The following is a 19,226-nucleotide window of genomic DNA, read 5'->3' as shown; positions in this document are numbered from 1 at the left end:
GCCGGGACACGTGACGCCCGGACCGTGCTCCCTCAGAAGTGCAGGGCGTAGGTCCGGGAGACGCTCACCATGGACAGCAGCTGGATCGAGCTGGCGTAGTAGGACGTGAACTCGGTGCGGGCCGCCAGGTAGCGCCCCAGGGCGTCGAGCCAGGCCTGATCGCCGCCCCAGCGGGCGCCCAGGACCAGAGGCGCGATGAAGGCGAGGTCCTGGTAGGACCCACCCGGCAGGGTCGCTCCGTCCAGGGTGAAGCCGGTGGGCAGCCGGGCGGGATCACCACCGCACTTGGTCCGCGCCCATCCGGAGATGCGGGCCGCGGCGGCGCGGGCCTCCGGATGCCGCGACGCGCCCAGCCGTAGCGGGACGCGGCACGAATTGTAGTAGTAGTGCCGGTCGTGGCCGGATTCCAAGGTGTGGGCCGGGGCCGGGGCGATGGTCGAGGCAGAGCCCGTGGTGAAGTCGGGGAGCAGGCCGGTGCGCGGCGCGTGGACCGACTGCAACCGCCGGATCGCGGCCAGGTGCCGGCTCCATACGGCTCCCCAGCTCGCATCTCCTGTGGCGCGGTGGAACGCCCCGAAGTGCCCGATCATCCAGTCGCTCGGGCGCGAGACGTTCTCCCACGCCCCGTTCGACCAGTCCCCGAGCTCGAGAAGCCCGGTGGTGGGGGAGATCAGGGAGCGCTTGATCGCGGCGATGCGGGCCTGGGCCAGCCGCCGGTAGTTGTACGTCCCGTCGGAGCCCCATCGTCGATCGGCCATCAACCACCCCATGGCGATGTCCATGTCGCCGTCGGTGGCGCTGTCCTGGCCGTTGTGGGAGACCATGCGGTCGTTCTGCTCGGCGGCGTGCAGCCCCGGGTCGATCCGGGAGGGATGGTCCAGGACGTAGCGGGTGATCCCGTCGAAGTAGGCGCGCGCCTGGGGGTCGAGGGGTGCCAACTGGGCGCAGAGCATTAACCCGTACCCCTGTCCCTCGGCGACGTAGGAGTTGGTGCCCTTCTGGGCGTCGGCACGGACGGCCCACCAGCTCCGGGCCGCGTCGCGCCGCAGCAGCGTCTTCCAGCCGGCCCACAGCACACGGATCGTGGCGTCCATCTGCCGCTGTGTCGTGGTGGCGGGGCTGAGCATGGTGGCTCCCAGTGCGGGGGTCGTCGGGGCGGTGGCCGGAACGGTCGCAAGGGCGGCGCCCAGCGTGAGGAGGGTGCGGCGGTGCATGAGGGAACTCCCAGGGCCCATTGTCGGGGATGCGGGGGGGAGGGTGGGGGTGGGGGACGTGACAAGGTCGGGGGGGGCGTCCTTCACGGTGATGACCGTTCCGCGTGGGCCTTTCGGGGACGGTGTCAGGCGCCAGTCAACAGGAGCTGCCCGGCAGGCAGCGGCAAGGGCGCCGATCGGCGTGTCGAACCGGTTGTGCGACCCGCTCCGGAACCGTCACGACGACGACCTGCGGCGCTGTGCCTCGGACGCTTCTTCCCGGGCGGCGCCGGCACCTCGTGGCGCCGCCCGGCCGCACGGCTCAGGAGCCCCCGGCGCTGGCCGTGACGCGCAGGACGGCGTCGTCGTCGCCGTTGGAGGTGGTGACCCACAGGGCGCCCTCGTCGTCGAGGGTCAGCGAGCGCAGCCGGCCGTGCTCGTTCTCCAGCTCCGCCATGCGGGTCAGCCCGGTGACCTCGGTGTCCTCGACCCGGTAGACCCCCACTCCGGTGTTCTTCAGCTCCGCGACCGCCAGAGCGCCCTCCCAGGCCCCCCACTGCTCCCCGTCGAGGAAGGCGGCGCCGCTGAGCGCGGCGGTCGGGCGCCCGGAGGACCACGCGGCCCGGACCGCGTCCGGGAACTTCTCGAGATCGGTCATGGGCACGGACTCGTCGTAGCCGGGCGCCGGGTCCCACCCGTAGTTGCCGCCGGGCTCGAGGACGTTGATCTCGTCGTCGGTGCCGGGGCCGTGCTCCGCCGACCACACCGTGTCCGTCCCGGGCTGCACCGCGAGACCCTGGACGTTGCGGTGGCCCAGGGTGTGGACGGCGGCCGCGGGCCCGTCGCGGTCGGCGAACGGGTTGTCCTCCGGGATCGTGCCGTCGGGGTGGAGCCGCAGCGTCTTGCCCCCGAGCGAGTCCGGGTCCTGCGGGTTCTCGCCCTGCGCGGCGTCCCCGGTGCCGACGAGGAGGGTGCCGTCCGGGACGAAGCGCAACCGGCAGCCGCTGTGCCGGCCGGAGCTGATCGGCAGGCCGTCGATGACCGTCCCGGTGCGCTCGGCCGCCGCGGCGTCCTCGTCGATCCGCCAGCGGGTGACCCGCACGTCCTGCGGCCGGCCGTCGCCGGTCCGCGTCGCGTGGCACAGGAAGATCTCCCGGGTGCGTTCGAAGTCCGGGGACACCTCCAGCCCCATCAGCCCGGCCTCGCTGCCCACGAACAGGTCGTCGAGATCGGCCGCGACCTCCCGCGTGCCCTGCTCGTCGTGGGCCAGCAGCCGGCCGGCCCGCTCGGTGACCAGCACGGTGCCCTCCGGGGTGTGGGCCACGTCCCACGCGAGCTCGAGACCGTCCACGACGACCTCGACGTCCAGTGCGGGCGGGTCCGCCGGGGCACCCAGGCGATCGCCGGTCGCCACGGTCCCGCCGCCCTCCGGGGCGCAGGCGCTCAGCAGCACCAGCACGGACAACGTGCTCATGATCCTCCCGCGGACGTCCATGGTGGCAATCTACTCCGATCACCGCCGGACCGGAGCCGTAGGATCGGGGCATCCCGTTCCGGACGGGGCGCAGAGCGGATCGGAGGTGCGCCGGTGGACCACGCCCCGGCCGGTCATGCCCGGCTGATCCTCCTGGGCGCCGTGGCGCCGGTCGTGTGGGGGACGACCTACGTGGTCACCACGGAGCTGCTGCCGCCGGACCGGCCCATGACCGCGTCCCTGCTGCGGGCCCTCCCGGCCGGGCTGCTGCTGCTGGCCCTGACCCGGCAGCTGCCGCCGTGCTCCTGGTGGGGACGGTTCGCGGTGCTCGCCCTGCTCAACTTCGGGGCGTTCTTCCCCCTGCTCTTCCTCGGCGCCTACCGCCTGCCGGGCGGTCTCGCCGCCGTCGTGGGCTCGGCCCAGCCCCTGGTCGCGGCGCTCCTGCTGCTCCTGGCCTTCCGGCAGCGCACCCCCCTCCCCCGGGTGCTGTGGGCCGTCGCCGCGGTGGCGGGGGTGTCCGTGGCCGTGTTCGCCGGCACCGTCACCCTGGACGCCCTGGGGCTCGCCGCGGCCCTCGCCGGGACCGCGGTCATGGCCGCCGGAGTGGTCCTGACCCGCCGGTGGGGGCTGCCCGACGGCATGAACGGGCTCGCGGCGACCGGCTGGCAACTGACCCTCGGCGGCCTGATGATCGCCCCGCTCGTCCCCCTGCTGGACACCGGTGCCTTCGTCCTGGACCTGCCGGCCGTGCTCGGCTACGCCTGGCTGGCGCTGCCCGGCGGCGCCATCGCCTACGCCGCGTGGTTCCACGCCGGCCGGCGCGTGCCGTCCACGAGCCTGACCCTGCTGATCCCGCTGACCCCGGTGACGGCCGCGGTCCTGGGCCGGCTGCTGCTGGACGAGACGCTCACGGGCCTGCAGGCCGCGGGGTTCGCACTGGCCCTCGTCGCAGCCCTGGCCGGACAGCTGCCGGGTCTGCCGCGCGCCGGGCTCCGCCGCGCGGGCGCCGGCCGAGGGCTGCCGCGGCCATGACGCCGGTCGCCCCCCGCCAGCGACACGACCGCCGGCCGGGGGTGCAGCCCCCACGTCTGCACGGCCACCCCGGCAAGCCCCCACACCACGGCGGCGGGATAGGCCCGCGACACGGGCCGCCGCCACGAGGCGGCACCGGTCACCGCTGCCGTGGCGGCCAGCAGGACCGCGGCCCGGGCATCCGGCGCCGCGGCCCCGGGCATCACCCCGATCTCGATGAGCGCCTCGGCGCTCGCCACCACCGTGGCGAGACCGATCCAGCCCGCGAACAGTCCCAGCGGCGCCCGGACCAGCCACCGGTCCGCCGCGGAAGCGCGCTCGGCGGCTCCGGCCGGTTCCGCCCGGGTGTAGGCGGTCCACGCCGCGGCGGCCGTCGCGGCGACCACCGGCAGCTGGAGCCAGGGGAGGTCCTGCACCCTGACCCACAGACCGGACAGTCCCACGGCGCACGCCGTCGGCAGGCCGGTGCGGCGCAGGAGGGGGTCGGTCCGGGCCGACGGCCTCGCCTGGTGAACCGTGTAGCCGATGATCCCGCCGTAGATGGGCGCCCAGATGACGAAAGCCCGGTCGGCGGGCACGAGCAGGCTGCGGCCGTCCTCCGCCGTCCCGTAGTCCTCCGTGACGCCGCTGAGGATCCCCGCGGTCACGGCGGCCACGACCCCGCACCGGCGGAGCGCGTCACGGTTCTTCATGTCCTGCCCGTTCACCGTCCGGAACCCCGCAGTTCGTCCCGCCGTCGTACCCTGCGACGTGCCGGACCCGGTCCGGAAAATCAAGTGGTGATCCGTGACCCGCGTCTCAGTAGGATGGGCCGAAGCCGCCGGATCTTCCTGATTTCCCTGGTGGCTGGGCCGGTGCGGGGGCGATCTCGTACCGGCCGCTTTCTGCCCTCTCCGCAGCGGACTCCGTCGGCTCAGCACGTTCTCTCCTCCGGGGGCAGCGCGCCCTCCAGGAGGTGGCTGTTGACAATCTCGTCGACGCACCGGTTGCCGCTCAGATAGGCCCCGTGCCCCTCGCCCACCCGGGTCAGCAGGTGTCCGTCCTCGAGCTGCGCGGCCAGCGCCTGCGACCACGCGTAGGGCGTGGCCGGGTCCCCCGTGGTGCCGACCACCAGGATGGGCCCGGCACCGGCGGCGTCGATCGGGGCGGGCGTCCTGACGGGCTCGTGCGGCCAGGCCCCGCAGGTGACCTGCCCGTGGCTGAACCAGTCGCCGAGGGTCGGAGACGCCTCCTGCAGCCGCGCGTCCAGCGCCGCCATCGCGGCGGGGTCGTCGTTCTCGGGATGGTCGAGGCAGTCGATCGCGATGTTCGCCTCGTAGGAGTTGGTATAGGTGCCGTCGGGTCCGCGGCCGTAGGCGATGTCCGCGAGGCGCATCAGCCCGGTCCCGTCCCCGTGCTCCGTGGCCAGGGTGAGGGACTGGGTCAGGAACCACCAGATGCGCGGATCGTAGAACGGTTTGATGAGCCCGCTGACCGCGTCGTCCACGGTGAGCGGCCGCCCGTCGGCGGTCGGCAGCGGCTGCGCCTCGATCTGCCGGAGCAGGGCCTCGATCTCGGCCAGCCCCTCGTCGACGGTCCCCTCGAACGGGCACCCGTCCTGCGGGAGGCACGTCTCGACGTACACCCGGAGCGCACGCTCGAAGCCGGCGGCCTGATCGAGGGTCAGCCCGGCCCCGTCGAGGGAGGGGTCCATGGCCGCGTCGAGGACGAACCGCCCGGTCCGCTCGGGGAACAGGTCGGCGTACGTGGCGCCGAGCAGGGTGCCGTAGGAGTAGCCGAGATAGTCGAGCTCGTCCTCGCCCAGCACCGCGCGCAGGATGTCCAGGTCCTGCGCCGCGCTGACCGTGTCGACCTCGCCGAGCAGCGGGCCGGTGTTCGCGGCGCACGCCGCGGCGAACTGCTCGGCCGCCGCGACGGCCTGGGCCAGCCCCTCCGGGGTGTCGGGGTCGACGGTGCCGACACGCCGCGCGTCCAGCGCGGCGTCGTCGACGCACTCCACCGCGGTGGAGCTGCCCACGCCCCGCGGGTCGAAGCCCACGATGTCGTACGCGGCCCGGACGCCCGGGTCCAGACCGGCCGCCCATGCCTCGATCGAGGCCGTCCCGGAACCGCCCGGGCCGCCGAAGTTCACGAGCAGGGAGCCCTGCCGTGCGGCGAGATCGGTGCTCGCCAACCGGGTGACGGCCAGCTCGATCTGCCCGGCGGACGGGTTCTGGTAGTCGAGCGGCACCTGCACCTGGGCGCACTCCGCCGCCACGCCGCACGCGGTCCACACGAGCTGCTGGGCGTAGAAGTCCTCGAGCCCGGGCGGGACCTGCGCGGTGACGACGACACCGGGCGGCGCGGCGACCGTGGCCGTCCCGGCCGCCGGGCCGGCCGCCAGGAGCACGGCCAGTGCCAGCGCGGAGCCCGCCCGGCGCGCGCGCCTGGGCCTCCTGTCATGAGCACCGGGGATGCCGTCAGGGCCATGGTCGTTCTCGGGAGGACGCATGGATCACCACTGCTTTCGGTCGGACCGGCCGGGCATCGGTGCACGAGCACGGGCGCGGAGGCCCACGTCTGGACCCTTGCCACCGGCCTCGCGGCCTGCCGGGCCCGCGGACGCCCCCGCGCCCCGCCGCCGCACCCCACTGCCGTGCCACCAGGGGCTTCAGGGTAGGAACGCGCCGATCGGGTGGTCAAGGATGTGTCGCGGCGCGAAGGCATCACGGGTCGTCCCGCACCGTGGGGCGGAGGACCACCGCGGACAGTAGCCCTCCTCCCGCGAGCAGGCCCGCGCACAGCCCCATGACCGCGGGGAAGCCCTCGCGGAGCCGGGCCGGGTCGGTGAGGCCGGTCTCCCCGAGCCCGCCGACCAGCGGGATCACCGCGACCGCGAGCAGGCCCGCCGTGCGCGCCACGGCATTGTTGACCCCGCTGGCCAGCCCGGCCTGCTCCGTGGGCAGCGCGCCGAGGACCGTCGCGGTCAGCGGCGTGACCAGGAGGGTCAGCCCGGCGCCGAACACCGTGGCCGGGACCAGCACCTCCAGGAGGTAGTGCGCCCCGGGCCCGGCCCGGCCCAGCAGGAGCACCCCGAGCGCGGCGATGAGCGGACCGGCCGTCATGGGCAGCCGCGGGCCCACCCGGTGCACCAGGGCACCGGCGGACGGCGAGAGCAGCAGCATCAGGACGGTGACGGGCAGCAGGGACAGCCCGGCCGCCACGGGCGAGAGCCCCAGTCCCACCTGGAGGGCCACGACGAGGACGAAGAAGACCGCGCCCAGTCCGGCGTAGACCACGAAGGTGATGACGTTCGCCGCGACGAACAGGCGATGCCCGAGCAGGGCGGGAGGCAGCAGCGGGGACACCGCACGCCGTTCCCGGAGCAGGAACGCCGCCAGCAGCCCGGCCCCGGCCGCGAGCGCCCCGCCCGTGACCGGAGCCGACGGTTCGTCACCGGCCGCGGCCGTCAGCCCGAGCGTCAGCACCCCGAGCCCCGCCACCAGCAGCGCGGCGCCGAGCACGTCGAGCTGCGGGCAGGCGGCCGGGTTCCTCGACTCGGGCACGTGCCGGCGGGCGATCAGCAACACGGCGAGCGCCACCGGCAGGTTGACCAGGAACACCCACCGCCACGAGGTGGTCTGGACCAGCCAGCCGCCCGCGAGCGGACCCACGGCCGAGGCCACCCCCGTGAGCCCCGACCAGGCTCCGATGGCGCGGGCGCGGTCTCGCGGGGTGAAGGACGACTGCAGGATCGCGAGCGCCGTCGGCACCAGGAGGGCGCCACCGACCCCCTGGACGGCCCGTGCGGCGACGAGGACGGTGACGTCCGGGGCCAGGCCGCACAGCGCGGAGGCCCCCGCGAAGCAGCCGACGCCGAGCAGGAAGATCCTGCGCCGGCCGTACCGGTCCCCCAGCGAGCCGCCGAGCAGGACGAGGGCGGCCAGGGTCAGCGTGTACCCGTTGACCGTCCAGGTCAGGGCGGTGCTCCCCGCGCCCAGGTCGGCGCCCACGGACGGCAGGGCGATGCTCACCACGGTCGTGTCGATGAACGTCAGGGCCGAGCCGAGCACGGTGGCGGCCAGCACCCACCGGGCCCGCCGCTCACCCCAGGAGAGCAGCTCGGGCGCGGCGCCGAGGCCGGGCGGGGCGGTCATGGCGCTGCCCTCGGCGGACGGGTCACCGATGGACGTACCGGCGCCAGTCGGCGGGCACGGACCCCTGAGGACCGGGGACCGGCTGGTCCTCGGGGCGGTGCTGCGGCGGGGCCAGGTCCGGACCCCTCGTGAAGGACCCGGCGGAGTAGTCCCAGTACCAGGACTCGCCCGGTTCGAAGCTGCGCACGTACCGGTGGCCGGTCTGCCGGTAGTGAGCCGTGGCGTGCTGGGCCGGCGAGGTGTCGCAGCAGCCGATGTGGCCGCACCGGGCGCACCGGCGCAGGTGCACCCACCACCCTCCGGCCGCCAGGCACTCGGCGCATCCCGCGCCGCTCGGGGCGGTGGCCTCGTCGATGTCGACGTTCATGTCGTCGCGGTTCTTGTCGTCGCGGTTCATGCCGACCACCTCCACAGCGCAGGACGCCGCCCACCGCGGCCTCCCGCACCACTGTGGCACTTCCGCCGGACCGCGGACACCCTTGGACGCCGTGGCGTGATGCCCGCACACTGGGGCGCAGGAGGAGTCATGACCCACGTCGCCTTTCCCGAGATGCCCTACGAGTCCTGGCGGGACACCCTGGACACCGTCCACCGGTTCGCCCAGGTGGTCGGCAAGGTGCGGCTGGCGGCCGCGCCGCGCCGCAACCACTGGTGGAACGTCCCGTTCCACGTCACCGGCCGCGGCATCACCACCCGCCCGATGGGGCGGGACCCGGTCTTCGCGATCGACTTCGACTTCCTGGACCACCGCCTCGATGTGAGCACCGCCGCCGGGGCCCGGCACTCCTTCGCGCTGCCGGGGCTGTCCGTCGCCGAGTTCCACGCCCGGGTGCTGCACGCCCTGGAAGCGGTGGGGGTGGAGGTGACCATCACCCGTCCGCACCCGTTCGACCTGCCCGACTCAGGGCGTCCGTTCAGCGCCGACACCGAGCACGCCGCCTACGACCCCGCCGCCGTCACCCGCTACTGGCAGGTCCTCGGCCAGGTGAACCTGCTGCTGGAGGAGTTCGCCGCCGGCTGGTCCGGGAAGACGAGCCCCGTGCACCACTTCTGGCACACGTTCGACATCACCGTGACCCGCTTCGCCGACCGCTTCGTGGATCCCCCGCCCGGCACGGACCCGGTCACCCGGGAGGCCTACTCCCGGGAGGTCATCAGCTCCGGGTTCTGGTTCGGGGACGCGGCCTTCCCGGAACCGGCCTTCTACTCCTACACCGCCCCGGAGCCCGACGGGCTGGCCGGCGAGCCCCTGCGGCCGGACGCCGCGTTCTGGAGCGACCGCGGCGGCGGCCACCTCGCGGTCCTGCGCTACGACGACGCGCGGGCGCTGCCCGATCCGCACGGCGCCGTCCTGGAGTTCTGGGACAGCGCCTACCGGGCCGGGGCACGCCGCAGCGCCTGGGACTTCGTGCGCTACGACTGCCCCGAGGGCGTCACCGACCCCCTCGGCTGAGTCAGGGTCAGCCGCTCTGCCGGGCCTGCCGCTCGCGGTCGAAGAACGTCCCGGGCACCACGGTGTCCTGGACGACGCGGCCCTTCCCGAGGCCACGCGGCGGCCGAGTCGGCTCCCGAGCCCTCCGATGCGGTCAGCGGTCACTCGACCGTGATCTCACCCATCCGGTTCCAGCCCGAGGCCGAGATCTGCTCGCTGATGATCTGCGGGGTCTCCACGAGGGCCTGGGGTGCCTCCGCCGCGAACTTCTCGAAGTGGTCGCTGTTCACGTGCGGCCCCGCGCCGTCGTCCGCGAAGGCCTCGACGAGAACGAACTCGTGGGGGTCCTCCACGCTGCGGGACCAGTCGAACCACAGGTTGCCCGGCTCCGCGCGGGTGGCCTCGGTGAACTCCTTCGTGAAGTCGACCCAGCGGTCGGCCCACTCCGGTTTCACGGTGAACTTGACGACGATGAAGATCATCCCTGCTCCCTCCTTGCGGACGTCCCGCAGCACCCTGGACTCTCCATGCCGGTGTCACGGTCCGTGGAACGGCCCGCCAGGGCAGGCTATCGCGGTCCGACGCACGACGGCGCCCGGCGCCCCGTACGGTGGACCCCATGACGGACCAGACACCACCGACCGCACCGGAGACCGTGGTTCTCGACGGAAGGACGTTCGTGGGCGTCAGCAACGCCGCCGACGGGGACGTCGGAGCCGACACGGTCTTCGCCTACCGGCAGGAGGGCGACCTGGTGTGGGCCGAGTACGCGGGCGGCTCGGTGCGCAAGGGCTTCCTCGTCGGCACGCGCACCGGGGACGCGCTGAACTTCCGCTACTCGCACCTGGACAGTGCCGGGGAGACGGCCGGCGGGGCGTGCACGTCCCGCATCGAGGTGCTCGGGGACGGCAGGGTGCGCCTGCACGAGACCTGGGCCTGGGAGTCCCGGCCGGGCACCGGGCGCAGCGTGGTCGAGGAGCGCGGCAGCCGGCCCTGAGGCCCGGGCTGCGGGGCCCCTCCCGGGGTGGGATCATGTCATCATGAGCCGCAACCTCACCTCCGCCCTCGTGGACGACCTCAGGGGGCGCATCGTCGACGGGCGCATCTCCCCCGGCGATCGCCTGCCCAGCGAGAGCATGCTGATCGCGGAGCACGGGGTCAGCCGCACGGTGGTGCGCGAGGCCGTCGCCCGGCTGCAGGCGGAGGGGCTCGTGCACACCCGGCGGGGCAGCGGCAGCTTCGTGCTGACCCCGCCGGCCGCGCCCAGCGGGGTCAGCCGGCCGGTGCGGACCCTGCAGGACCGGCGCCGGCTGCTGGCCTTCCGCACCGGGGTCGAGTCCGAGGCCGCCGCGCTGGCGGCCACGGCCCGGGAGGAGCACCAGCTCGCCCGGATGGAGGACGCCCTGGCGCGCTCCGAGGAGGAGGTCGACAACCCGGCCGCGTCCCTGGAGAACGACTTCGAGTTCCACCGGACCGTGGCGGAGGCCAGCGGCAACCCGTACTACGTGGACGCCCTGACCGGTCTCGGGCCGGCGATGATCACGATGCCGCCGCGCCGGCTGGACGGCGCCCCCGGCGGCGGGCGCGCGGCCCGGGTCGCCGCCGAGCACCGGTCGGTGCTGGACGCGATCCTGGCCCGTGACCCGCTCGCCGCGTCGGCGGCGATGCGCGCGCACCTGGCGAACTCCCTGTGGCGGCTCGAGGCGGAGGCGGGCGGCAGCGGGCCGTCCGCGACCGCCACGGAGAACGGCTGAGGCCCGGCATGGCGAGGGAGGAGATCCTCACCGGGCTCCGGCTGTCCCCGGTGCAGATGCTGCGGGCCCTGCGGGACGAGCCCGGGCTGGTCGGGCTGTTCGGCGACTGGCACGAGGGCGACACCGTGATCGGCTTCCGGCCGCTGCGCGTGCTGGGCGCCGACGAGGACCCCTTCGCGGCCCTGGACGCCCGGGCCCCGGAGGAGGACGGCCCGGAGCCGGCCTTCGGCGGCGGCTGGATCGGCTACCTCGGCTACCAGCTGGCCCGGCGGCTCGAACGGCTCCCCGCGGCCCCGCCGCGTCCGGCACGGCTGCCCGACCACCACCTCGGCTACTACGACCACGTCCTGCGCCACCGCGCCGCGGACGGCGCCTGGGTGCTCGAGTGGCTGCCGGGCACGGACCCCGCCCGGGTGGCGGCCGCGCGCGAGCTCGCCCGGACGGCGCCGCGCGCCCCGCACGCGGCGTCGCCCTACCGGTGCGGGCCCTTCACGGCCGACGCCTCGGCGGCCGCGCACGCCGCCGCCGTGACCGCGGTGCTGGGCCACATCCGCGACGGCGACGTCTTCCAGACCAACATCTGCCGCGGACTCGCGGCCGGTTTCGAGGGCGACCCGCTGGACCTGTTCTGCGCCGGCCAGGAGGCCCTGGCCCCGCGCTTCGCCGCCTTCCTGCGCCTCCGGGAGGGGGCGGTGGCGAGCCTGTCCCCGGAGCTGTTCCTGCGCCGGACCGGGCGCACGGTCCTGACGTCCCCGATCAAGGGCACCGCACCGGCCACGAGCGACCCCGCGGCGCTGCACGCCTCGGCGAAGAACCGGGCGGAGAACGTCATGATCGTGGACCTGATGCGCAACGACCTCTCGCGGGCGTGCGTGCCCGGATCGGTGCGGGCGCCCGCCGCGCCCCGGGTCGAGCCCCACACCGGGGTGCACCACCTGGTGGCGGACGTGCACGGGCTGCTGCCCCCCGGACTCGGGGACGGGGCGCTGCTGCGGGCCACGTTCCCGCCGGGGTCCTGCACGGGCGCGCCCAAGATCCGGGCCATGGAGATCGTCAACGCGCTCGAGCCCGCAGGCCGTGAGGTCTACACGGGGGCGATCGGCTGCGCGGGCCCGGCCGGTCTCGTGCTCAACGTGGCGATCCGCACCTTCGAGTTCACCGGCGACCGGGTCCGGCTCGGGGTGGGCGGCGGGATCGTGGCCGACTCCGACCCCGCGGACGAGGCGCACGAGACGCTCGTGAAGGCGGTGCCCCTGCTCGACGCCGTCGGGGCCGAGCTGGACGAGGACCTCCTGCGGGACTGGGACGGGCACCGGCCCGCGACCGTCCTCGAGCTCCTTCCGGTCCTGCCGGTCCTCCCGCCGGTCCGCGAGGACGGGGTCTTCACCACGCTGCTCGTGCGCGAGCGCGCGCCCGTGGACCTCGAGGCCCACCTCGAGCGGCTCGGCGCCAGCTGCCTTGCCTGCTACAGCGCCGCCCTGCCCGCGGACGTCCACGGCGAGGTGGTGGGCCGGGCCGCCGCGCTCCCCGGTCCCCACCGGCTGCGGATCACCGCCGTGCCCGCCCCGGAGGGCGCCCTGACCGTGACGGTCACGGCCACGGAGCTGCCGCCGGAGCCGGTCCCGCCGTGGCGGCTCGTCCCCGTCCGGCTGCCCGGCGGCCTCGGCGGGCACAAGTGGGCGGACCGCCGGGCGCTCGCCCACGAGCCGGTCCCGGGCCTGTGGTCGCGCAGCTGCGACCCGCTGCTCGTGGACGCCGACGGCACGCTCCTGGAGACGGGCCGGGCCAACGTCTTCGTCGTCGTCGACGGCGCCGTGCTGACCCTGCCCGCGGACGGCCGGATCCTGCCCGGGGTGGTGCGCGCCCGCGTGCTGGCGGCGCTGCGCGCCGCCGGCACGGACGTCCGCGAGCGCCCGGTGCGGTGGGAGGAGCTCGCCCGCGCCACCGAGGTGTTCGTGACCAACTCGGTGGCGGGAGTGCATCCGGTCGGGGCCGTCGACGGCGTCGGACGGTGGGAGCCCGGGCCCGTGCTCCGCGCCCTCGGGCCGCTCCTCGGCTAGCCCTGGGCCGAGGCGGTCCGCCAGCCGCCGTGGTACTCCTTGCGCACCACCTCGGAGTAGGGCACCGGGCTGACCACGGCACGGACCTCGAGCTGCTCGTGCGGCTCCACGGTCGTCTTGCGGCTGCCGCCGCCCGGCTCGCCCCAGACCACCTTCAGCTCGGTGCCCTCGGGCACGTTCGGGTCGACGGTGGCCAGGGACAGGCCCTTGCGCTCGTTGTAGCTGTAGCCGGTGAACATGGACAGGCCCACGGTGCGGCCGTCGGCGTCGACCACCGCGTCGTAGTTGGACGAGCCGTAGTTGGCCAGGGGCAGGTCGAAGTACTTGTAGTCCGGGCCCTCGGTGTCGAAGAGGGAGGCGAAGATCTTCTGCATGTCCTCGGCGTTCCAGGCCAGGGTCGCCTTCCGGCGCTGGGTCGAGGGGTCGACCTGCTCGAGGGCGTCGCGGCCGATGAAGTCGTGGTCGAACTTCACGAAGGACCCGTAGCCCAGCTCCCACGGCGTGAGGTAGTAGTCCTCGATGTTCTCGGAGACGAAGCTGCCGGCGAGCGCGTTGGTGGCCTCGTAGCTGTCCGCCCCGAGCCACTTCCGGTAGTCCGCCGTGCCCGCACCGGTGTAGATCGCCGGCAGCGGAGACGGGATCCACCCCGACTCGAGGGTGTTCGAGGGGTACGCGCGGGCGCCGACGGGCACGATGCCGAACTCGGCGCCGACCTCGAGGATCGTGGCCCGGACCTGGTCGTAGGACTCGTAGGGACCCCAGACCTCGAGCCCCGGCTCCCCGGCCATGCCGTGGCGCAGGGTGCGGACCTGGGCGCCGCCGACGCTCATGCGGTCCATCGTGAAGAACTTCAGCTGCTCGAGCGGCCCGCCGTTGAGCTTCTCGATGATCTGCCACGCACTGGGGCCCTGGATCTGGAAGCGCCAGTACTTCCGGACCACGGGCTTGCCCATCGGGCGGGACGGGGAGCGGCGGTCGATCTCGATGTCGACGTCGTAGCCGCCGGTCTCGCTTTGGTACAGCAGCCAGTTGGCGGCCGGGGCGCGGCCCACGTAGACGTACTCGTCCTCCTCCTGGTGGAACAGGATGCCGTCGCCGATGACGTGGCCGGCCTGGGTGGTGGGCACGTACTGCTTCGCCTTGTTCACGGGGAACGTCTTCGTGCTGTTGATCGCGGTGTCCGAGATCAGTCTCAGGGCGTCCTTGCCGCGAATGAACAGGTTGTCCATGTGGTGGGACTGGTCGTAGAGCACGGCGGTCTCCCGCCACGCCTTCTGCTCGCTGCGCCAGTTGTGGAACTCGGGCGCGACGACGGGGTAGACGTACGCGCCGATCTGCGAGTTGCGCAGCAGCTCGACGGTGCCGTTCGAGGCGTCGAGGACGTCCTGGAGAGTGCGGGGTGCCACGGTGAACTCCTTCTCTGCGGTGGTGCCCCGGCCGCGCTCGCGCGGGCGGGGCGGGAACGGGGATCAGAACACGATGGTCTGGGGGTCGTGGCGGATGATGCGGTCCTGGCAGTGCCACAGCACGGCGCGGGAGAGCACCTGGCGCTCCACGTCCGCGCCGCGGCGGGCGAGCTCCTGCGCGGAGTCCCGGTGCGACACCCGGACCACGTCCTGCTCGATGATCGGGCCCTCGTCGAGGGCCTCGGTGACGTAGTGCGCGGTGGCGCCGACGATCTTCACGCCCCGCTCCTTGGCCTTCCGGTAGGGCTCGGCCCCGATGAAGGCGGGCAGGAACGAGTGGTGGATGTTGATCACCGGCACCCCGACCTCGGCCAGGAACGAGGAGGACAGGATCTGCATGTAGCGGGCGAGGACCACAAGGTCGACGTTGCCCTGCAGCAGGCGCAGGTGCTCCGCCTCGGCCGCCGCCTTGTCCTGGGTGGGGACGTGGAAGAACGGGATGCCGAAGCCGCGGACGTCCTGGGCCATGTCGGGGTGGTTGGAGACGACCATGGAGATCGTCATGGGCAGCTCACCCCGGCGCTGGCGCCAGATGAGGTCGAGCAGGCAGTGGTCGGACTTCGAGGCGAAGATCGCCACGCGCCGCGGCACCGAGAGGTCCGTGAACCGCCACTCCAGCTCGAAGCCGTCCCCGAGGGCCGCGCCGAGGTCCTGCTCGAGCGCGGGGCGCAGCGCCGGGTAGCCGGCCAGGTGGAAGACCGTGCGCTGGAAGAACGCCCCTCCCTCGGGGTCGTCCGAGTGCTGGTCGAGGGCCACGATGTTCGCGCCGTGCCGGGCGAGGACGTCGGTGACGACGGCGACGATCCCCGGCTGGTCCCGGCCGTGCACCACAAGGCTGGCGTGGTCCGGGCGGAGCGTCGACGGGCGGGCCTCGCTCACGGGGTCCGCCCCTCCGTCCCGAACTCCCGGACCCACTCGGCCGTGGCCCGCAGCCCGCCGAAGGTGTAGAAGTGCAGCAGCACCTGCCCGTGGACGGCGGGGTCGTGGCCGGCGGCGAGGTCGCGCAGGAAGCGGTCCGGGCCGGCGGTGCCCAGCAGGTTCGTCAGGGAGAGGCCGTACTTCTGGACGATGCCGGCCGAGGTGCCCACGCCGAAGCGGCGCGCGTACCCGAGCAGGCGCTTGACGCCCGCCGGCCCCGGCACCCCGATCCGCACCGGGGCGTCGACGCCGCGGCGGCGCACCTCGGCCAGCCACTCCAGGACCGGGTCGTTGTCGAAGCCGAACTGGGTGATGATCTCGGGTTCGAGACCCTGCTCGCGGATCGCGGCCGTCTTGTCGGTCAGGGCGGACCACAGGGTGGCGTCGTCGATGCCGGGGTGGCCCTCCGGGTAGCCGCTGACGCCCACCCCCCGCACGCCGTGCCGCTGGAGCACCCCGGTGCGGATGACGGAGAGGGAGTCCTCGTAGGGACCCTCCGGGGTCTCGGGGTCCCCGCCCACCACGAAGACGTGCTCGGCGGCGCCGACCTCCGCCAGCGCCGCGAGGAACTCCTCGAGCTCGTCCTGGGAGCGCAGCCTCCGCGCCGAGAGATGGGGCACGGGGACGAACCCGTGCTCCCGCACCGCCCGGGCCGCGGCCACGCGCATGGTCAGGTCCTCGTTGCCGAGGAACGTCACGTTGATCCGGGTCCCCGGCGGGACCACGGCGGCGGCCTCGTCCAGGGCCGGCACGTCCTTGCCTGTCATCTCGAGGGAGAAGTCCTGGAGCAGCGCGGCGGCCGGTCCGGCGTGGGGCGTGTCGATCGGCATCGATCCACATCCTTTCCGCGGCGCGTGCCCGGGAGCGCGCCCCGCGGGCCTGGGGTGTACACGGTCTCGCCGCCAGTGTTGCAGGTCACAATAACTATGTACAGAGTGTTTCGACGGCGGGCCGACTCGCGGGGGCTCGATCGACATTAGTCATACAAGTGGTTTATTTATAGTATTCCTACTGACCGCCACCGCCGAGACCCCCGAGGACCCCGCCATGCCGTACGCCCCGGACGCCGTCCGCCACGTCAAGCTCTCCACCGCCGCCCTGCCGTTGAGCACCCCCATCTCCGACGCCAAGGTCTTCACCGGCCGGCAGCGGCCGATGACCGAGGTTGTGCTCCTCTTCGCCGAGATCGCCACGGAGCAGGGGCACGCCGGGGTGGGGTTCAGCTACTCCAAGCGCGCGGGGGGCCCCGCCCAGTACGCCCACGCGAAGGAGGTGGCCGAGGGCCTGATCGGCGAGGACCCCAACGACATCGCGAAGGTGTACGACAAGCTGCTGTGGGCGGGCGCCTCCGTGGGGCGCTCCGGCGTGGCCGCCCAGGCGCTGGCCGCGATCGACGTGGCCCTCTGGGACCTCAAGGCCAAGCGGGCCGGCCTGCCGCTGGCCAAGCTGCTGGGCGCCCACCGGGACTCCGTGCGGACCTACAACACCTCCGGCGGGTTCCTCAACGCCTCCCTGGAGGAGGTCGAGGACCGCGCCACCCGCTCCCTCGAGGAGGGCATCGGCGGGATCAAGATCAAGGTGGGCCTCCCCGACTCCGCCGAGGACCTGCGGCGGGTCGCGGGCGTCCGCGAGCACATCGGCGCGGACGTGCCCCTGATGGTCGACGCGAACCAGCAGTGGGACCGCGCCACGGCCCTGCGCATGGGCCGCCGGCTGGAGGAGTTCGACCTGGTCTGGATCGAGGAGCCCCTGGACGCCTACGACGCCGAGGGCCACGCGCAGCTGGCCGCCGCCCTGGACACGCCCATCGCCACGGGCGAGATGCTCGCGTCCGTCGCGGAGCACGTGCGCCTGATCGAGAGCCGGGCCTGCGACATCATCCAGCCCGACGCCCCGCGCGTGGGAGGCATCACCCAGTTCCTGCGCCTGGCAGCCCTGGCCGACCAGCGCGGACTGGGGCTGGCCCCCCACTTCGCCATGGAGATCCACCTGCACCTGGCGGCGGCCTATCCGCGGGAGCCGTGGGTGGAGCACTTCGACTGGCTCGACCCGCTCTTCGAGGAGCGCCTGGAGACCCGGGACGGACGCATGCTCGTCCCCGACCGCCCCGGGCTGGGCGTCACGCTCAGCGGCCAGGCCCGCGCCTGGACCACGGACAGCGTGGAGTTCGGCGGCGCACAGGCCCCCGGCCGGCGCCCGCTGGGGCACCGGCGCGACACGGCCGGAAAATCCCGCACGACCCCTTGACCCGTGAGGCAGGTCACAGCTACGCTCTGGAAAACGCTTTCCGAAGCGTAGCCTCGACCCTTAGGAGACATGATCAGCATGAGAAGAACGGGAACTCTCGCGAAGGCCGCCACCGCCCTCAGCGTGTCGGCGATGGCGCTGACCGGCTGTGGCAGCGCCGACGGCGCGAGCGCCGACGACAGCGTGGAGCTGCGCTTCGCCTGGTGGGGCTCGGACACCCGCCACCAGCAGACGCAGGAGATCATCGACGCCTTCGAGGAGCAGAACCCGGGGGTCACGATCACGGGCGAGTACGGCGACTTCGGCGGCTACTGGGACAAGCTGGCCACCCAGACGGCCTCCAGCGACGCCCCCGACATCATCCAGATGGACGAGAAGTACCTGCGCGAGTACGCGGACAACGGCGCGCTGCTGGACCTCTCCGACGTGGACGTCAGCGACCTCGACGAGGGCGTCGTGGACAGCGGCCGCACCGAGGAAGGTCTCTTCGGCGTGGCCACGGGCGTCAACGTGATGGCGATGATGGCGAACCCGACCATCTACGAGGAGGCCGGGGTCGAGCTGCCGGACGACTCCACGTGGACCTGGGACGACTTCTCCGAGGTCTCCCAGCAGATCGCCGAGAACTCGGACGCCTACGGCACCAGCGGCCCGAACGAGCCGGCCGGCTTCCAGATCTGGCTGCGCCAGCAGGGCAAGGAGCTGACCACGCCCGAGGGCGAGCTCGGCTTCGAGGCGAGCGACGCCGCCGGCTACCTGGGCATGTGGCACCAGATGATGCAGGACGGCGCCCTGCCCCCGGCGTCGGTGGTCACGGAGGACCAGGAGCCGGGTCCCGACCAGTCGTTGACCGGCACCAACGGCGCGGCCATGGGCATGTGGTGGACCAACCAGCTGAGCGCCCTCAACGCCGCGTCCGGCAACGAGCTGGTCCCCCTCCGGTTTCCGAGCACGGACGGCACCGAGGGCGGTGCCCAGCTCTTCCAGAAGTCGGCGATGTTCATGTCCGCCTCCGCCCGCACCGAGCACCCGGAGGAGGTCAAGGCGTTCATCGACTTCATGGTCAACAGCGAGGAGGCCGGCAAGATCAACCTCGCGGACCGCGGCCTGCCCGCCAACGAGACGGTGCGCGAGGCCGTGCTGCCCGAGCTCAGCGAGGCGGACACCGCGGCCGCGGAGTTCGTCGAGGAGATCCAGCCCGAGCTGGGCGAGGCGCTGCCGGTCCCGCCGCTGGGTTTCAGCACCCTGCAGGAGATCACCTACCGCTACGAGCTCGACGTGCTCTTCGAGCGCTCGACCCCCGAGGAGGCCGCCGAGCGCATGATCGCCGAGATGGAGTCGGCGATCAGCTGACCCGCACGCTCCGCGGGTGCCGGCCGAACCGCTCGGTCCGGCCGGCACCCGCGGCTCCACCCGGCCCGCAGCCCGCGGGCCCCCCACCCGCTTCTCCTTCGGATCGTCCGGCACGTGCCTGCCGGGAAAGAGGCCTTCCCATGTCTTCCGTGCGCTACGCC

15 protein-coding genes and 1 pseudogene are annotated in these 19,226 nt (G+C 73.6%); 7 read left to right on the top strand and 9 right to left on the bottom strand.

The window, feature by feature from the left end; genetic code table 11:
- Positions 1-32: 32 nt before the first annotated feature.
- Both ACFYE1_RS13250 and ACFYE1_RS13245 read right to left on the bottom strand, forming a co-directional pair.
- On the bottom strand, positions 33-1,214 hold the full coding sequence (locus ACFYE1_RS13250) for a glycosyl hydrolase family 8 (RefSeq protein ID WP_387743562.1): 1,182 nt from the start codon (positions 1,212-1,214) through the stop codon (positions 33-35).
- 301 nt (positions 1,215-1,515) lie between these two features.
- Positions 1,516-2,667, bottom strand: coding sequence for a PQQ-dependent sugar dehydrogenase (locus ACFYE1_RS13245; RefSeq protein WP_387743559.1), 1,152 nt, complete (start codon positions 2,665-2,667; stop codon positions 1,516-1,518).
- 114 nt (positions 2,668-2,781) lie between these two features.
- On the opposite strand from ACFYE1_RS13245, the gene ACFYE1_RS13240 reads away from it, so the two are divergent.
- Positions 2,782-3,699, top strand: a complete 918-nt coding sequence (locus tag ACFYE1_RS13240) for a DMT family transporter (RefSeq protein WP_387743557.1) — start codon at positions 2,782-2,784, stop codon at positions 3,697-3,699.
- Between the two features lie 913 nt (positions 3,700-4,612).
- On the opposite strand, the gene ACFYE1_RS13235 is transcribed toward ACFYE1_RS13240, so the two are convergent.
- From ACFYE1_RS13235 to ACFYE1_RS13225, 3 genes are all read right to left on the bottom strand, one after another.
- Entirely contained in the window at positions 4,613-6,190 is a 1,578-nt protein-coding gene (locus ACFYE1_RS13235) for an alpha/beta hydrolase (protein ID WP_387743554.1), read from the bottom strand.
- 214 nt (positions 6,191-6,404) lie between these two features.
- Positions 6,405-7,835, bottom strand: coding sequence for an MFS transporter (locus ACFYE1_RS13230; protein WP_387743551.1), 1,431 nt, complete (start codon positions 7,833-7,835; stop codon positions 6,405-6,407).
- Positions 7,836-7,857: 22 nt separating this feature from the next.
- A complete protein-coding gene (locus ACFYE1_RS13225) occupies positions 7,858-8,202 on the bottom strand; it encodes a UBP-type zinc finger domain-containing protein (protein ID WP_387743743.1) in 345 nt (114 codons plus the stop codon).
- Between the two features lie 159 nt (positions 8,203-8,361).
- On the opposite strand from ACFYE1_RS13225, the gene ACFYE1_RS13220 reads away from it, so the two are divergent.
- On the top strand, positions 8,362-9,288 hold the full coding sequence (locus tag ACFYE1_RS13220) for a DUF5996 family protein (protein ID WP_387743548.1): 927 nt from the start codon (positions 8,362-8,364) through the stop codon (positions 9,286-9,288).
- 140 nt (positions 9,289-9,428) lie between these two features.
- Here ACFYE1_RS13220 and ACFYE1_RS13215 read toward each other — a convergent pair whose 3' ends face one another.
- A complete protein-coding gene (locus ACFYE1_RS13215; protein ID WP_387743545.1) occupies positions 9,429-9,749 on the bottom strand; it encodes a putative quinol monooxygenase in 321 nt (106 codons plus the stop codon).
- A gap of 137 nt (positions 9,750-9,886) precedes the next feature.
- On the opposite strand from ACFYE1_RS13215, the gene ACFYE1_RS13210 reads away from it, so the two are divergent.
- The 3 genes from ACFYE1_RS13210 to ACFYE1_RS13200 are packed head-to-tail and all read left to right on the top strand — an operon-like array spanning position 9,887 to position 13,081.
- Complete coding sequence (locus ACFYE1_RS13210) at positions 9,887-10,264, top strand: hypothetical protein (RefSeq protein ID WP_387743542.1); 378 nt, start codon at positions 9,887-9,889, stop codon at positions 10,262-10,264.
- Positions 10,265-10,307: 43 nt separating this feature from the next.
- Positions 10,308-11,021 (top strand): FadR/GntR family transcriptional regulator, encoded by a 714-nt coding sequence (locus ACFYE1_RS13205; protein ID WP_387743540.1) that lies wholly within the window; start codon positions 10,308-10,310, stop codon positions 11,019-11,021.
- Positions 11,022-11,029: 8 nt separating this feature from the next.
- On the top strand, positions 11,030-13,081 hold the full coding sequence (locus ACFYE1_RS13200; protein ID WP_387743537.1) for a chorismate-binding protein: 2,052 nt from the start codon (positions 11,030-11,032) through the stop codon (positions 13,079-13,081).
- On the opposite strand, the gene ligM is transcribed toward ACFYE1_RS13200, so the two are convergent.
- The 3 genes from ligM to ACFYE1_RS13185 form a co-directional block, all read right to left on the bottom strand.
- Complete coding sequence (gene ligM, locus ACFYE1_RS13195; protein ID WP_387743534.1) at positions 13,078-14,487, bottom strand: vanillate/3-O-methylgallate O-demethylase; 1,410 nt, start codon at positions 14,485-14,487, stop codon at positions 13,078-13,080. The two genes, ACFYE1_RS13200 and ligM, sit on opposite strands and share 4 nt — an antisense overlap.
- A 63-nt stretch (positions 14,488-14,550) precedes the next feature.
- Entirely contained in the window at positions 14,551-15,426 is an 876-nt protein-coding gene (gene purU / locus ACFYE1_RS13190) for a formyltetrahydrofolate deformylase (RefSeq protein WP_387743531.1), read from the bottom strand.
- Complete coding sequence (locus tag ACFYE1_RS13185) at positions 15,423-16,295, bottom strand: methylenetetrahydrofolate reductase (RefSeq protein ID WP_387743528.1); 873 nt, start codon at positions 16,293-16,295, stop codon at positions 15,423-15,425. Before ACFYE1_RS13185 ends, purU begins: the two co-directional genes overlap by 4 nt.
- 217 nt (positions 16,296-16,512) lie before the next feature.
- Here ACFYE1_RS13185 and ACFYE1_RS13180 point away from each other — a divergent pair.
- Together ACFYE1_RS13180 and ACFYE1_RS13175 are read left to right on the top strand one after the other, a co-directional pair.
- A pseudogene (locus ACFYE1_RS13180) lies at positions 16,513-17,637 on the top strand (L-talarate/galactarate dehydratase); the annotation flags it as partial.
- A 153-nt stretch (positions 17,638-17,790) separates the two neighbouring features.
- Positions 17,791-19,065 (top strand): ABC transporter substrate-binding protein, encoded by a 1,275-nt coding sequence (locus ACFYE1_RS13175; protein WP_387743525.1) that lies wholly within the window; start codon positions 17,791-17,793, stop codon positions 19,063-19,065.
- Positions 19,066-19,226: the final 161 nt, after the last annotated feature.

Origin of the sequence: Kocuria nitroreducens (assembly GCF_042879195.1) — a bacterium.
Lineage (GTDB): Bacteria > Actinomycetota > Actinomycetes > Actinomycetales > Micrococcaceae > Kocuria > Kocuria nitroreducens.
Note: the sequence above shows the minus strand (reverse complement) of the source record. Positions and strands in the feature narration are given on the sequence as shown.

Bases quoted from the DNA above. Each gene is read 5' to 3' on its own strand.
- ACFYE1_RS13250 (WP_387743562.1), bottom strand. From the start codon at position 1,214: ATGCACCGCCGCACCCTCCTCACGCTGGGCGCCGCCCTTGCGACCGTT.
- ACFYE1_RS13245 (WP_387743559.1), bottom strand. From the start codon at position 2,667: ATGAGCACGTTGTCCGTGCTGGTGCTGCTGAGCGCCTGCGCCCCGGAG.
- ACFYE1_RS13235 (WP_387743554.1), bottom strand. From the start codon at position 6,190: ATGCGTCCTCCCGAGAACGACCATGGCCCTGACGGCATCCCCGGTGCT.
- ACFYE1_RS13230 (WP_387743551.1), bottom strand. From the start codon at position 7,835: ATGACCGCCCCGCCCGGCCTCGGCGCCGCGCCCGAGCTGCTCTCCTGG.
- ACFYE1_RS13225 (WP_387743743.1), bottom strand. From the start codon at position 8,202: ATGAACGTCGACATCGACGAGGCCACCGCCCCGAGCGGCGCGGGATGC.
- ACFYE1_RS13220 (WP_387743548.1), top strand. From the start codon at position 8,362: ATGACCCACGTCGCCTTTCCCGAGATGCCCTACGAGTCCTGGCGGGAC.
- ACFYE1_RS13215 (WP_387743545.1), bottom strand. From the start codon at position 9,749: ATGATCTTCATCGTCGTCAAGTTCACCGTGAAACCGGAGTGGGCCGAC.
- ACFYE1_RS13210 (WP_387743542.1), top strand. From the start codon at position 9,887: ATGACGGACCAGACACCACCGACCGCACCGGAGACCGTGGTTCTCGAC.
- ACFYE1_RS13205 (WP_387743540.1), top strand. From the start codon at position 10,308: ATGAGCCGCAACCTCACCTCCGCCCTCGTGGACGACCTCAGGGGGCGC.
- ACFYE1_RS13200 (WP_387743537.1), top strand. From the start codon at position 11,030: ATGGCGAGGGAGGAGATCCTCACCGGGCTCCGGCTGTCCCCGGTGCAG.
- ACFYE1_RS13185 (WP_387743528.1), bottom strand. From the start codon at position 16,295: ATGCCGATCGACACGCCCCACGCCGGACCGGCCGCCGCGCTGCTCCAG.
- ACFYE1_RS13175 (WP_387743525.1), top strand. From the start codon at position 17,791: ATGAGAAGAACGGGAACTCTCGCGAAGGCCGCCACCGCCCTCAGCGTG.